The sequence below is a fragment of the Aureimonas sp. SK2 genome, from assembly GCF_029813115.1.
Taxonomy (GTDB): domain Bacteria; phylum Pseudomonadota; class Alphaproteobacteria; order Rhizobiales; family Rhizobiaceae; genus Aureimonas.
Map to the genome: position 1 here is coordinate 200996 of NZ_JAPZDS010000007.1, position 14100 is coordinate 215095.

The 14100-nt window shown below is 67.7% G+C and carries 14 protein-coding genes; 7 read left to right on the forward strand and 7 right to left on the reverse strand.

Annotation, left to right across the window (positions count from 1 at the left end; genetic code table 11):
* Positions 1 to 36 precede the first annotated feature (36 nt).
* Positions 37 to 351, reverse strand: coding sequence for a hypothetical protein (locus O5O54_RS11185; protein WP_279481720.1), 315 nt, complete (start codon positions 349 to 351; stop codon positions 37 to 39).
* 176 nt (positions 352 to 527) lie between these two features.
* On the opposite strand from O5O54_RS11185, the gene O5O54_RS11190 reads away from it, so the two are divergent.
* Positions 528 to 1193: a sulfite oxidase-like oxidoreductase gene (locus tag O5O54_RS11190; RefSeq protein WP_279481722.1), complete on the forward strand. Its 666-nt coding sequence runs from the start codon at positions 528 to 530 to the stop codon at positions 1191 to 1193.
* A 95-nt stretch (positions 1194 to 1288) separates the two neighbouring features.
* Positions 1289 to 2080 (forward strand): SDR family NAD(P)-dependent oxidoreductase, encoded by a 792-nt coding sequence (locus O5O54_RS11195; protein ID WP_279481724.1) that lies wholly within the window; start codon positions 1289 to 1291, stop codon positions 2078 to 2080.
* Between the two features lie 4 nt (positions 2081 to 2084).
* Here the strand turns inward: O5O54_RS11195 and O5O54_RS11200 are convergent, their stop codons facing one another.
* Entirely contained in the window at positions 2085 to 2996 is a 912-nt protein-coding gene (locus O5O54_RS11200; RefSeq protein WP_279481726.1) for a D-alanyl-D-alanine carboxypeptidase, read from the reverse strand.
* 163 nt (positions 2997 to 3159) lie between these two features.
* On the opposite strand from O5O54_RS11200, the gene O5O54_RS11205 reads away from it, so the two are divergent.
* On the forward strand, positions 3160 to 4008 hold the full coding sequence (locus O5O54_RS11205) for an oxidoreductase (RefSeq protein ID WP_279481728.1): 849 nt from the start codon (positions 3160 to 3162) through the stop codon (positions 4006 to 4008).
* A gap of 6 nt (positions 4009 to 4014) precedes the next feature.
* On the opposite strand, the gene O5O54_RS22440 is transcribed toward O5O54_RS11205, so the two are convergent.
* Together O5O54_RS22440 and O5O54_RS11215 are read right to left on the reverse strand one after the other, a co-directional pair.
* The gene (locus tag O5O54_RS22440; RefSeq protein WP_407061695.1) at positions 4015 to 4605 is read right to left on the reverse strand and encodes a cell wall hydrolase; all 591 of its coding nucleotides are present in this window, start codon (positions 4603 to 4605) and stop codon (positions 4015 to 4017) included.
* A gap of 218 nt (positions 4606 to 4823) precedes the next feature.
* Positions 4824 to 5801: a malate dehydrogenase gene (locus tag O5O54_RS11215; RefSeq protein ID WP_279481730.1), complete on the reverse strand. Its 978-nt coding sequence runs from the start codon at positions 5799 to 5801 to the stop codon at positions 4824 to 4826.
* A gap of 496 nt (positions 5802 to 6297) precedes the next feature.
* On the opposite strand from O5O54_RS11215, the gene O5O54_RS11220 reads away from it, so the two are divergent.
* The 4 genes from O5O54_RS11220 (at position 6298) to O5O54_RS11235 (ending at position 10585) form a co-directional block, all read left to right on the forward strand.
* Positions 6298 to 7341, forward strand: coding sequence for a substrate-binding domain-containing protein (locus O5O54_RS11220; RefSeq protein WP_279481732.1), 1044 nt, complete (start codon positions 6298 to 6300; stop codon positions 7339 to 7341).
* A 110-nt stretch (positions 7342 to 7451) separates the two neighbouring features.
* Positions 7452 to 8501: an ABC transporter permease gene (locus tag O5O54_RS11225; RefSeq protein ID WP_279481734.1), complete on the forward strand. Its 1050-nt coding sequence runs from the start codon at positions 7452 to 7454 to the stop codon at positions 8499 to 8501.
* A gap of 46 nt (positions 8502 to 8547) precedes the next feature.
* Positions 8548 to 9552, forward strand: coding sequence for a hypothetical protein (locus O5O54_RS11230; protein WP_279481736.1), 1005 nt, complete (start codon positions 8548 to 8550; stop codon positions 9550 to 9552).
* Between the two features lie 4 nt (positions 9553 to 9556).
* Positions 9557 to 10585, forward strand: coding sequence for a carbohydrate kinase family protein (locus O5O54_RS11235; RefSeq protein WP_279481738.1), 1029 nt, complete (start codon positions 9557 to 9559; stop codon positions 10583 to 10585).
* Between the two features lie 19 nt (positions 10586 to 10604).
* Here O5O54_RS11235 and O5O54_RS11240 read toward each other — a convergent pair whose 3' ends face one another.
* The 3 genes from O5O54_RS11240 to O5O54_RS11250 form a co-directional block, all read right to left on the reverse strand.
* Complete coding sequence (locus tag O5O54_RS11240; RefSeq protein ID WP_279481740.1) at positions 10605 to 12359, reverse strand: ABC transporter ATP-binding protein; 1755 nt, start codon at positions 12357 to 12359, stop codon at positions 10605 to 10607.
* A 122-nt stretch (positions 12360 to 12481) separates the two neighbouring features.
* A complete protein-coding gene (locus O5O54_RS11245) occupies positions 12482 to 12928 on the reverse strand; it encodes an RbsD/FucU family protein (protein WP_279481741.1) in 447 nt (148 codons plus the stop codon).
* Positions 12929 to 12937: 9 nt separating this feature from the next.
* Positions 12938 to 13963 carry a hydroxyacid dehydrogenase gene (locus O5O54_RS11250; protein WP_279481743.1) on the reverse strand — a complete coding sequence of 342 codons (1026 nt, stop codon included), beginning with the start codon at positions 13961 to 13963 and terminating at the stop codon, positions 12938 to 12940.
* Positions 13964 to 14100: the final 137 nt, after the last annotated feature.

Genomic DNA, 14100 nt, shown 5'->3' on the forward strand with positions numbered 1-14100 from the left:
GGCTCGGAGACGGTCGGCCTTCGGCACGCGGCTCGGTCAGGCGCGCGGGGGCGGCAGGAGAACCGGCGCGGCCCAGCCATCTCCCCTTTCATCGTGCAGCGGAGCGTCGGCACGTTCGGCGGCGGGAGGTGCCGCTGCGGGCGGCAGGGGCGCAGGCATGGCGGGCAGGCAATGGGCGACGCAGCAGGCGGCGGAGACCCGCGCTGCGCCGCCGTCGGACCCATGTCCGCGCGCCTCCAAGCAGCCCGCATCCATCGCGGCATGCACCGTCGCGGAATGCGCGGACAGGCTTGTCGGCGCGCCGTAGGCGAAGGCGAAAAGGCACAGCGTCAACGCCAGGACGCAGCGCATCCATCCAGCCGTCGTGCGGGCCGTCCTGCAAATGGTCATACAAGGCAAGGTGCCGTCGTTCCCGGCCGTTTCAAGGCCGCCCCGTGCTTGGCGGGCCAAAGATCGTCCTCGCGCACCGGTGACCTTGCGCCCGCCCGCCCCATCCTTCTCCCTGTTGCCAGAACGGAACCGCAGCCATGGCCGACTCGCCCGACGACACGCCCCCCGAATCCAAGCTGACCCGCACCAAGCAGGAATGGGCACGCCTCGGCCGCTTCCTCACCGGGCGCCAGGAGCGGCCCGAGGCCGAACGCCTGCCGCCCGGCCAGCACCTCGTGAAGAACTGGCCGGTGCTCGATCTGGGGCTGCAGCCCGACGTCTCGCCGGAGCGCTGGCGTCTCCAGATCAACGGCGCGGTGGAGGAACCGCAGATCTGGGACTGGGCGCGGTTCCAAAGCCAGCCGCAGAGCGAGGAAACCTCGGACATGCATTGCGTGACGACATGGTCGCGCTACGACAACCGTTGGGGCGGCGTTCTGACGCGGGACCTCATGGCGATCGTGCGACCGCGCGAGGACGCGGCCTTCGTCGTCCTCGGCTCCTACGACGGCTACACCACCAACCTCCCGCTGGCCGACTTCGCCGCCGAGAACGCCATGCTCGTCCACTCCTGGGAGGGGCGCCCGCTCGCCAAGGAGCACGGCGGCCCGGTGCGCCTCCTCGTGCCGCATCTCTACCTCTGGAAGAGCGCGAAGTGGCTGCGCTCCATCGAGTTCCGCACCGCCGACCAGCCGGGCTACTGGGAGGTGCGCGGCTATCACAATCGTGGCGACCCCTGGGCGGAGGAGCGCTACTCCGACTAACGAACCTGCGCGCTTCGCGCTGGCCTTAACCGCCCTGCCCGGCCCACAATCAACCTCACGATTCGGCCGGAAGGGCCGCACGGGAGGGAATGCGCATGGACATGGGTCTCAAGGGTAAGGTCGCCATCGTCACCGGCGGATCGGTCGGCATCGGTCTGGCGGTGGCGGAAGGGCTGGCGGCGGAAGGCGCGAGTGTGATCCTCGCGGCACGCGGTGGGGAACGGGCGGACGCCGAGGCGAAACGGATCGCCGAGACGCATGGCGTCGAGGCGCTGGGCGTCGGGGCCGACGTCTCGACCGCGGAAGGTGTCGACGCCGTCGTAAGCGCCGCCGAAGAGTGGTTCGGCGGGGCGGACATCCTGATCAACAATGCTGGGACCGGCTCCAACGAGACGGTGATGGATGCGCCGGACGACAAGTGGCAGGCCTACTGGGACCTCCACGTCATGGCAGCGGTGCGCCTCGCGCGCGGCGTGGTGCCACAGATGCGCCGGCGCGGCGGCGGGGTCATCCTGCACAACGCGTCGATCTGCGCGGTGCAGCCGCTCTGGTACGAGCCGATCTACAACGTCACCAAGTCGGCTCTGATGATGTTCTCCAAATGCCTCGCGACGGAGGTCGTCGGCGACAACATCCGCGTCAACTGCATCAATCCCGGCCTGATCCTGACACCCGACTGGAAGAAGACGGCCCGTCAGCTCACGGAGAATTCCGGCGGCGACTGGGAAGGCTATCTCCAGGGCGTCGCCGACGAGCACGCGCCGATCAAGCGCTTCGGCACGCCCGAGGAACTCGCGAACTTCTTCGTGTTCCTGTGCTCCGACAAGGCGACCTATTCGATCGGCTCGACCTATTTCGTCGATGGCGGCATGCAGAAGGGGCTCTGACCAGTCAGGAGCCGGGACCGAGATAGGTGTCGATCAGCGCCTCGACGCTGGAGTCGCGCTCGCGCCCCGTCCGGCCGCCCAGCACCACCACGATGACGCCGCGCCCGTTGCGCCGGGCGCTGGCGACGAGGTTGAAGCCGGACGCGTTGACGAAACCGGTCTTCATGCCGTCGACGCCCGCGACACGGCCGAGGAGCTTGTTGGTGGCCGTGTAGTGGCGGCCGCCGTAGTCGAAGCTTTCGACCTTGAAGAGCGCGGCATATTGCGGGAAGCGCTTGCGGATCTCGAAGCCGAGGCGGGCCATGTCGCGCGCGGTCGAGATCTGCGCCTCGTCGGGCAGGCCGCTCGGATTGGCGAAGTTGGTGCGCGTCATGCCGAGTTGGCGGGCCTTGCGCGTCATCGCGAGTGCGAACGCGTCGTCCGTGCCGCCGAGCGCCTCCGCGACGACGGAGGCCACATCGTTGGCCGACTTCACCGCGAGGCCGTACATGGCGTCCCGCACCCGGATCGTCTCGCCGGGCCGCAGGCCGAGCTTGGAGGGCGCGCGCGCCGCGGCATAGGCAGTCACCGGCATCGCATCGTCGAGCCCGATCCGCCGTGCCTCGATCGCCTCGAACAGGAGGTAAAGCGTCATCAACTTGGTGAGAGACGCCGGACGGCGCAGACCGTCGGGGTCCTCGGCATGCAGGACCCGGCCGGTGTCCATGTCGACAACGATGGCGGCCGGCATCCGCTCGGCCACGACCTCCGCTCCGACGGTCAGCGCAGGCGCCTTCGTGGGCGGAATGAGCCCCGCGCGAACGTCGCTGCGCGACAGGTCCATGGACTGGCACGACGCCAGCGCGAGGGACAGGAGCAGCGCCGAGGCGAGGCGCAGGCGCCGGGCGACGGACGGGCGGCCGAGGGGATGAGACAAGGGCTGAGGGTCCGGCAGAAGGGTGGATCGAACCACGGAGTAGCACGGCAAACGTTTCATTAGGCTTGCCGAATCGATTAGCGGCTCCGATCGTCTGGCCGAACCGGCGGCGGCCTCCAGATAAGAGCGCCACCGCCATCCCCTCGTGATCGAAGGCCGACCCATGTCCTCCATCGAAACGCCCGTCTGGTTCATCACCGGCTGCTCCACCGGCTTCGGCCACGAACTCGCCAAGCTGGTGATCGGTCGGGGCTGGCGCCTCGTCGCCACCGCGCGCGACAAGGAGCGGCTGTCGAGCCTCGTGGATCTCGGCGGCGACCGCGTCCTGCCCCTGTCGCTCGACGTCACCGATCGCGTGGCCATCGACGCGGCCGTGAAGGCGGCGGAGGAGCGGTTCGGACGGATCGACGTCCTCGTCAACAATGCGGGCTACGGCTACCAGGCCTCGATCGAGGAAGGCGACGACGCGGAAATCCGCGAGCAGTTCGACGCCAACGTGTTCGGCCTCTTCGCCATGACGCGCGCCGTCCTGCCGATCATGCGGCGCCAGAAGTCCGGCCATATCCTGAACCTCACCAGTCAGGCTGGCTTCATCGGCTTCCCAGGCTCGGGCTACTACGCCGCCACCAAGCATGCGGTGGAGGGCTTCTCCGATGCGCTCGCCGCCGAGGTCAGGCCGTTCGGCGTGCAGGTGACCTGCGTCGCGCCCGGTCCCTTCCGCACCGACTGGGCCGGCCGCTCCCTGCGCCAGACGCCGAACCGGATCGCCGAATATACCGAGACGGCCGGCGCCCGGCTGAAGATGACCTCCGACATCAGCGGCCGCCAAGCCGGCGATCCCGTGCGCGCTGGCGAGGCGATGATCCGCGTGACGGAGATGGACAAGGCGCCGCGCCACCTCGTGCTCGGCAAGGTCGCCTACGAGGGAGTGACGGCCAAGCTGAAGCAGCGGCTGGCCGAGATCGAGGGGCTGAAGGACGAAAGCCTGTCGGCCGACTTCCCGGACGCCTGATCCGGCTCAGCCGCCGCCGAGGCGGATGGCCTCCTCGATGCTCATGGGCTCCGCCGAAGCGCTCGGTTGAGGCGCGGCGAGCTGGCGCGCGATCCGGCTCTGGCGGACCGGCGCCCGCATCACGGCGGGAGCCGGCGCGCGCGCGTCGGTCTGCGCACGCTCGGGCGGCGTGAACGGCAGGCGCCCTTCCTTTTCCGCCTTCAGGCGCTCGGCGACCATGGACTGGCTCGCCGTCGCGTCCCGGCGCTTCTCGTAGAACGAGTTGCCGCCCTGGATCGTGACGTAATGCATGTTGGTGTAGGGGAAGGCGTAACCGGCCGTGTGGAAGAACATGGCCTTCTGCACCTCGGGGTGGCGCGCGCCGCGCAAGACGCGCTTGGCCGTCCGGGTCGCGAGATCGCGCCCCTTGCCCATGGGCTTGGTCAGCACGCCGGACGCGAACTGGTTCTTCTGGCCGACGATGCCGCAGACGGACTTCGGGTACCGGCCGGATTCCAGCCGGTTCATCACCACGGTCCCGACCGCCAGCATCCCCTCCTCCGACGAGCGGTTGGACTCGAAGTACATGGCGCGCGCGAGGCATTCCTCGGCGCTCATGGGCGCTTCCATCCGGGCGCAACCACCGGCGAGACCGAGGGCCGCGACGGAGAGGACGAGGGAAAGACTACGGCTCCGGGACATTCTGCGGCCTGCTTGCAACGTCGCTCGAATTTCGCGCCGGAAGCTTAAGAAGGCGTTGAACATTCCGGACGCGAAAGGGCCGCCCCGCCGGCTGGCGGAGCGGCCCCCTAAGGTTCGACGGTCGTGAGGATGGCTTAGAGCAGGGCCGAAACGGCCTCGCGCTCTTCCGACAGCTCGGCCACCGTGCGGTCGAGCATCTGGCGCTGGAAGGCGTCGAGCTCGAGACCGGTGACGCGCTTGTAGGAGCCGCCCTCGCAGACGACCGGCACGCCGGCCATCAGGCCTTCAGGAATGCCGTAGGAGCCGTCCGACGAGACGCCCATGGAGACCCAGTCGCCGTTCGAGCCCTGGATCCAGTCGCGCATATGGTCGATGGCGGCGTTGGCGGCCGAGGCGGCCGACGAAGCGCCGCGCGCCTCGATGATCGCCGTGCCGCGCTTGGCGACGGTCGGGATCAGCGTCTCCTTGTACCAGTTCTCGTCGCCGATCAGCTCGGAGAGCTTGCGCCCGTCCGCGGTGGCGTTGGACCAGTCGGCGAACATGGTCGGCGAGTGGTTGCCCCAGACGACGAACTTCTTGATCGCGTCGACCGAGACGCCGGCCTTCTGGGCGAACTGCGTCAGGGCGCGGTTGTGGTCGAGCCGGAGCATCGCGGTGACGTTCTCGGTCGGAAAGTCCTTGGCGTTGGCGGCCAGGATCATGGCGTTGGTGTTGGCGGGGTTGCCGACCACGATCACCTTGGCGTCGCGCTTGGCGCCCTCGTTCAGGGCCTCGCCCTGCACGCGGAAGATCTCGGCGTTGGCGTTCAGGAGGTCGCGGCGCTCCATGCCCTGCGTACGCGGACGCGAGCCGACGAAGAAGCCGGCGTCGATGTCGCGGAAGGCGGCCTTCGGGTCGTCGGTGATCATGACGTCCTGCAGCAGCGGGAAGGCGCAGTCCTCCAGCTCCATCACCACACCCTTCACGGCCTTCTGGGCCTGGGGCAGGTCGAGGAGCTGCAGCGCGACAGGCGTGTCCTTGCCGTAGACGTCTCCGTTGGCGATGCGGAACAGGAGGGAATAGCAGATCTGACCGGCCGCGCCGGTGACGGCGATGCGTTTGGGCTGCGTCATGGATGAACCTTTCGTACCTGTCGGTCGAGGCGATGGTGCGGCCCTGCCCTAGCGCGACTTGTCTCTGCAATCCATGACGAAGTTCGCTCGATTGCGAAGTTTGGCACCACCCCACGGACGGCTTGACCGCCCAATATCGCGTGCAGTCCCATCGTTGACGCGTTTCGGGAGCTTTTGCGCAGTTGCGAAGGGAGAATTGCCGATTTGCATCGATTTAGACGCTCCCAAAACCCGCGATACCGATAAATCTTTCAAACCTGCGCAAAAACCCTTGAAGGTGCGCAGAATGCGATTGTCTTTCCGCTCGTTCGCGATTTTACTCTCGTGGCAGAAGCGTCTCCCGCAGAAGAGGCGCGAGCACCGCTCGGCGAGAGGCCGGCGGCGGGGAAACAGGTCTCGGCGGACGCCGCCGGGCCACACGGGAGCGCCGGGCGCGAATCGCCCGGTCAATGGCAAGGCGCTCATCGAAGTCGGCGCCGATTACAAGGGAGGACGCATGACGTCGCGCATCACCATCCGCCGCCTCGCCGGTCTCGTCGCAGGCACCGCCATCGCCGCAGGCCTCCTGACCTCAGCCCCCGCCCGGGCGCAGGAGGACGTTCTGGTCGGCCTCGTCGTGAAGACCGAGGCCAACCCGTTCTTCGCCAAGATGCGCGAGGGCGCGAGCCAGAAGGCCGCCGAGCTGGGCGTCAAGTTCCAGAGCTTCGCCGGCAAGTACGACGGCGACCACGATTCCCAGGTCACGGCCGTCGAGAACCTGATCTCCGCCGGCGCCAGCGGCATCCTGATCGCCGCCAGCGACCCGAAGGCGATCGCGCCGGTGCTGGAGCAGGCCCGGCAGGCCGGCATCCTCGTCATCGCGCTCGACACGCCGCTCGATCCGGCCGACGCCGCCGATCAGACCTTCGCCACGGACAACGTGAAGGCGGGCGAGCTGATCGGGCAATGGGCCGCCAAGACGGTCTCCGATCCCGCGACCGCTAAGGTCGGCTTCCTCGACGCGATCGAGACCCAGCCGACGGTGGACGTCCAGCGCGACCAGGGCTTCATGAAGGGCTTCGGCATCGACCCGAAGGACATGAGCCGCTACCTCGACGAGGACGATCCGCGCATCGTCGGCCACCAGTGGGGCGCGGGCTCGGAAGAAGGCGGGCGCACGGGCGCCGAGCTGCTGCTCCAGAAGGAGCCGGACCTCAACGTTCTCTATACCATCAACGAGCCGACAGCGGCGGGTGCCTACGAGGCGATCAGGGCGGCCGGCAAGGAAGGCTCGGTCGTCATCACCTCCGTGGACGGCGGCTGCCCAGGCGTAGAGAACGTCAAGGCCGGCGTGATCGGCGCGACCGCCATGCAGTATCCGCTGCTGATGGCGTCCAAAGGCGTCGAGGCGGTGGTGAACTTCAAGAAGACGGGCGAGAAGCCGGCGGCGACGCAGGGGCTCGACTTCTTCGACACGGGCGTGACGCTCGTGACCGACAAGCCGGTGGACGGTGTGGAATCCATCACCTCCGAGGAGGCGCTGAAGAAGTGCTGGGGCTAATCCCCTTCGCCTGACACCATGGGCGCCTAAGGCGGCGCCCGATCGAACCGATGCGGGACAGGCATCCCGCATCGGCCGCCTCACCGGTCGCAGACGAAAGGTCGGAACCCATGTCCCCCATCGACCCGGCCGCGAACAATGCGGACGCGGTGGCCCATTTCGCGGAGGAGCGGCGATCGCCCCTTCGGCGGCTGCAGCATGTCCTGCACCAGTATCCGACGATCGTGCCCTTCGTGGTCCTCGTCGTCGGCCTTCTCGTGTTCAGCCTGATCGTCGGCTCGCGCTTCTTCCAGCCCTTCAACCTGTCGCTGATCATGCAGCAGGTGACGATCATCGCCATCATCGGCATTGCCCAGACGCTGGTCATCCTCACCGCCGGCATCGACCTGTCGGTCGGTGCGATCATGATCCTGGCGACCGTCGTCATGGGCCGTCTGGCCGTGGTGATGGGCGTTCCGGCGGAGCTCGCCTTCTGCATCGGCCTCGGCGTCGGCCTGGCCTGCGGCGCGCTGAACGGACTGCTCATCACCTATGTGAAGCTTCCGCCCTTCATCGTTACATTGGGGACCTGGAGTATCTTCGGCGCGATCTTCCTCTGGTACAGCGGCTCGCAGACGATCCGCTCGCAGGAAGTCGCAGCCGAGGCGCCCTTCCTCCAGCTCACCGCGACCGCCATCCAGGGCGGCGGCGCGCGTCTGACCTTCGGCACCATCTTCACGCTGCTCGTGGCGGCGGCCGTCTGGTACATCCTGAACCGAACCGCCTTCGGCCGCCACGTCTACGCGACGGGCGACGATCCCGAGGCCGCGCGCCTGTCCGGCATCGACACGCGGCGCGTGCTCCTGGCGGTGTATTCGCTGGCGGGGGTCATCTGCGCACTCGGGGCCTGGGTGCTGATCGGCCGCGTCGGCGCCATCAGCCCGACTTCGGGCGGCACGGCGAACCTCGATTCCATCACGGCCGTGGTGATCGGCGGTACCTCGCTCTTCGGCGGGCGCGGCTCGATCGTCGGCACGCTGATCGGCGCCCTGATCGTCGGCGTCTTCCGCAACGGCCTCGCCCTTTCCGGTCTCGACGCCCTCTGGCAGGAGTTCGCCGTCGGTTTCCTGATCATCGTGGCCGTCGGCCTCGACCAGTGGATCCGCAAGGTCTCGGCCTGAGGCTCCCTCCTCTCCTCATCATCCGCATCATTCGGAGCGCATACCCATGAACACCGCCAAGACCATGGACCTCAAGCTCGCCCGCATCCGGCGCGGCGAGTACACGCCAAAGGACTTCATCATCGCCGACGCCAAGGACGGCGACATGGCGCTGGGCGTCGGCACGGCCGGGCCGGAACTCGATGCCGAGGGCAAGCCGACCGGCCGCATGCGCCCCATCAAGGTCTATCGCGACGGGATGGAGGAGATGGTGAAGTCCGGCCTCGTCGACATCATGCTGACGTCGCTCTCCTCGGCCGAATACCTTCAGGAGCGCGGGACCTATGCCAATTCCGACGTGACGGCGGCGGTGCGGCTCAACGACGGCAGCGACATCTGGCACTGGCGCGGCGCGAACTACAAGCACCTGCCGACCGTGCCCTTCCGCACCGCGCGGCTCGATCGGGTGAAGCCGGTATCGGATCTCGGCCTCTATGCCGTGACCTTCTTCAACGACCTCGATCAGGACCTGCGCACCATCGAGGCCTATGCGAAGTTCCGCGACGAGGCCTCGTCGGCGGGCGTGCGCCACTTCCTGGAGGTGTTCAATCCGCAGTTCGAGGTGAAGGCGCCGGGCTCGGACTTCTACACCTACAACAACGACTTCATCGCCAAGATCCTGGCGGGCGTCTCGAAGCACGATCGGCCGGAGTTCCTGAAGGTCGTCTACAACGGCCCGAAGGCGACGGAGGAGCTGGCCTCCTACGACCCCGGCAACCTGATCGTCGGCATCCTCGGCGGCGCCTCCTCCACCAATCGCGACACGCTGGAGATGGTGAAGCAGGCGGAGAAGTACGGCGCGCGGGTCGCGCTGTTCGGCCGCAAGATCTTCTTCGCCGAGGACTCCAAGGCCATCGTGCGCGCCATGCGCTCGGTGATCGAGGACGACATCTCCTCCGAGGAGGCGACCAAGGCCTATCATGACCACCTCCAGAAGAACGGCATCCGGCCGAAGAAGCCGCTGGCCGAGGACCTGGAAATCACCGATCCGTCGCTGAAGATGGGAGCCTGAGCCCATGTCGGCGGCGCAGCGGCGCGGCTTTCTCACCGGGGGAACCTGGTGCGCCGATCACAACAAACTCCTCGACCGCTGGCCGGTCGAGGAAACCGTCACGCGCATCCTCGAGGAGACGGTTGAAGGCGGCGGCTCGGCCTGCAACTTCGGCATCGACATCCGGCGGCTCGACCCGTCCATGCCGGTGGCAACCATCGGCTGCGTCGGCGACGACGAGGACGGCCGCATCCTCCTGCGATATGCCGACGAGAACGGCATCGAGCGCAGCGGCATGCGTGTGATCGAGGGCGGGCGCACGAACTACACCGACGCCTACAGCGCGCGGGACACCGGCAAGCGGACGCACATCTTCCACCAGGGGACGAGCGCCCTCCTCTCGCCCGACCACTTCGACTTCTCGCAGACCACGGCGCGCATCTTCCATCTTGGCCTTCCGGGCATCCACGACGTCATGGACAATGCCTGGAAGGGAGAGGTGAACGGCTGGGTCGCGACGCTGAAGGCGGCTCGGGCGGCGGGGTTGGAGACCAATTTCGAGCTGCTCCAGATCGCACCGGAGCGCCTGCGCGAACTGACCGAGCCCTGCCTGCCGCATCTCGATACGCTGGTCATCAACGACTACGAGATCGGCGCCATCACAGGCACGCAGACGACGCAAGGCGGCGAGACCGACCTTGCGGCCTGCGAAGCGGCCGGTCGGCGCATCATGGAGGGCACCGCCATAAAGGCGCTTGCCATCCACTTCCCGCGCGCGGCCATCGCCTTCACCCGCGACGGCGCGGTGCACCGCCACCCGTCGGTGAACGTGCCGCAGGGCGAGGTGCGCGGCGCCAACGGGGCCGGCGACGCCTTCGCGGCGGGCTTCATGTACGGCTACCACGAGGCTCGGCCGGTGGAGGAGTGCCTGAAGCTCGCCCATGCCAGCGCCGCCGCTTCGCTGCGCAGCGTCGGCACGACCGGCAGCGTCGAGACCGCCGCCAATTGCCTCGCGCTCGCGGAACGCTGGGGCTGGCGGTCGATGCCGGCCTGACGCGGAATGGCTCCGGCGGCTATTCGGCCGCCGGACGCTCCCGCGCGTCCGTTCCCGTGTGGAGGCGCTCCTGCGCCGCCGTCAGCCGCCGATAGGCGCCGCCCAGAGCTGTCAGTTCGGCATGAGTGCCGAGTTCGGCGATCCGCCCGTCCACCACCACGGCGATCCGGTCGGCATGGCGGATGGTGGAAAGGCGGTGGGCGATGACGAGCGTGGTGCGGCCCTTGGCGAGTTCGCCGAGCGAGGCCTGGATCGCCCGCTCCGTCTCCGTATCGAGAGCCGAGGTCGCCTCGTCGAGGATCAGGATCTCGGGGTTCTTCAGAAACATGCGGGCAATCGACAGGCGCTGCTTCTGGCCGCCCGACAGCTTGACACCTCGCTCGCCGACCACCGTGTCGAGCCCGTCCGGGAGGGCGGCGATCGTCTCCGTCAGATGGGCGCGCTCGACGGCCTGCGCAATCTCGGCCTCGGAAGCGTCCAGCCGGCCATAGGCGATGTTCTCGCGCACCGTACCGCCGAACAGGAACACGTCCTGCTGCACGATGCCAATATGGCGGCGGAGCGAGGCAAGCGTCAGGGTCCGGATGTCCTGCCCGTCGATCAGGATCGCGCCGCCGCTGACGTCGTAGAAGCGCGGCACGAGCGAGCAGATCGTGGTCTTGCCGGCGCCGGACGGGCCGACGAAGGCGATCGTCTCGCCGGCGCGGATGTCCAGGTCGATGCCCTTGAGGACGGGGCGGGAGTCCTTGTAGGCGAAGCGGACGTCGCGAAAGGCGATCGCGCCCTTCGCACCCCGAAGCTCTCTTGCGTTCGGTGCGTCGGCGATCTCGGGCTTCGTGTCCAGGAACTCGGTGTAGCGGCGAAAGCCCGCGATGCCCTTCGGATAGGTCTCGAGGACGGCCGCGATCTTTTCGACCGGACGGAAGAAGACGCCGACGAGCAGCAGGAAGCCGACGAAGCCGCCGTAGCTCAGTTCGCCCGCCATGACGTACCAGGTGCCGGCCAGCATCACGATGACCTGCGTCAGGCGCATGGTCAGGTAGTTCAGCGACTGGCTGACCGCCATGATGCGGTAGGCGTCGAGCTTGCGCGCGCGGTAGCCGACATTGTTGCGGGCGAAGAGCGCGCGCTCGTACTCCTCGTTGGCGAAGCTCTTCACCACCCGGATGCCGCCGACATTCTCTTCGATCCGCGCGTTGAAGTCGCCGATCGAGCCGTAGATCGCCTGCCAGGTGGCCGTCATGCGGCTGCCGTAGCGCGTCGTCACCCAGGAGCCGACGGGCACCACGACGGCGGTGATCAGCGCCAGTTCGACATGGACGCTCAGCATCAGGAAGAACGCGCCGATAAAGGTCATTACGGCGATGAAGAGGTCTTCCGGGCCGTGATGGGCGACCTCGCCGATCTCCTCCAGATCCTTGGTCAGGCGGCCGACGAGGTGGCCGGTCTTCTGGTTGTCGAAGAAGCCGAAGGAGAGGGTCTGGAGATGCTCGAAGGCCTTGCGGCGCATCTCCGTCTCGATGTTGATGCCGAGCATGTGGCCCCAGTAGGTGACCACGGCCATCAGCCCCGTGTTGAGGACGTAGATCGCGAGAAGCCCGAGGGACGCGACGACGATCAGGCTCCAGTTGCCGCTCGGCAGGAGGTCGTCGACGAACAGCTTCACCGCGATCGGAAAGCCGAGCTCCAGGAGGCCCGACAGAACCGCGCAGGAGAAGTCGAGCACGAAGAGCCCGCGCCACGGGGCGTAGTAGGAGAAGAATCGCGCGAGCATGGCACCCTCTTGGGCCGGGCACGCGCCCGTCGCGCGTTGCCCGGTCTCCGTATCATGGGCTCGGAAGAGCCGTCGGGCGAGCTGTAGAAAACCTGACTTCTCCCGTCAAATTTCCTGTGGGTTCAGTCGAAGATCACGCCCTTCTTGAAGATGAAGCAGCCATGCGGCCGCGCCTCGCTGGTGCGCACCACGGCATAGGCAGTCTTGGCGGCGTCGTAGAAGGCGAAGCGCTCGACACGTTCGATCGCGATCGCCTTGCCCTCCGCCTGATCCACGACCTCCTGCATCTCGGCATGGACGGCCGGCACGGCGTCCGGGTCGCCGACCACGGCCATCAGGCGCACCGGCGCTTCGACATAGGAGTCGAGTGGGAACAGCGACAGGATGGCGCGCGCCGCCTCCGTCGTGCCGACGCCGGAGAGCTGGACGCAGGTTCCTGTCACCGTCTCCGCGGCGGTCGATTCGGCTGGGTAGTTGCGATCGACCAGCACGAGATCGTCGCCATGACCCATCTCGGCGAGGATTGTCAGGAGTTCGGCCGTGATGATCGGCGGGATGTTCTTCAGCATCGGAGGCTCTCAGCTCTTGGAAACGGGTTTGGAGCGCATGCGGCGGACGGTCTTGCGCTCGGCGCGGCGGCAGCGCACCGCCGGCAGCCCCCCGTCCATCAGCTCGAGATCGTCGAGCAGCATATCGCCCATGCGCTTGAAGACGACATCCAGCGCGCCGGCGCGATGTGCCGACAGGAGCATGTTCGGCGCGGAACGCACGGGGTCATCGGCGGCCGGCGGCTCGTCCGGGAACACATCGGTCGCGACCTTGATGCGCCCGCTTGCGGCCGCCTCGCGCATGGCGTCGAAATCCACGATCCTCGCGCGGCTGAGGAGGACGAAGGCGGCGCCCGGCTTCATCGCGGCGAAGGCCCTGGCGTCGAAGAGGTGCTGATTGTCGGCCGTCACCGAAGCCGTGACGAAGACCGTGTCCGACTTCGCCAGAATGTCGTCGAGCGAGGTGCCCTTCGCGCCGTGCTCGGCGATGACGGCGTTGGGAAGCCAGGGATCGTAGATGCGCACCTTGGCGCGGAACCCCGTGAGTAGACGGCAGACGGCACGGCCGAGATCGCCGAAGCCGACGATGCCGATACGCGATCGCGACAGGAGCTGCGCCGATCCGTTGCCGTCGAGGCCCCAGACCTCGTCGCCTCGCTTGAAGGCTGCGTCGCTTTGGGCGATCTGCCGATGCAGCGACAGCGCCATGCCGAGACCCATCTCGGCCACGGGCTCGGCGAAGACCGAACTCGTGATCAGGACGTGGATGCCCCGCTCGAAACAAGCCGCATAGGGCATGTTATCGGTGAAGTTGCCCTCGACGTTGACGATGGCGCGAAGGCCCGTCATTGCCGCGAGAAGCGTGTCGGAGATGTCCGGCTGGCCGACGAGATAACGCGCGCGAGCCAGCACTTCCGACGGCAGCGCATCGATCGCTCCGGTCGTCGTCTCGACAAGTTCGTAGCGCTCGCGGAACTCGGCCAGCGCCTCGGGCGTGAAGATCATGTCCAGCGTCCGCGGATGCGGCGCCACGATCACCAAGGGCCGTTCGCTCATTCGTCCTCCCCCGGAGCCTCTCGACGGCGGCGGCCCCTCACCTCCTGCGATAGCCGCGAACGGCGTCGGCCTCAAACGGCTTCTGCCTCCATCCCCACGATCAGCCGGCTGACGGAACGGTCGTTTGCGCCGGGAGG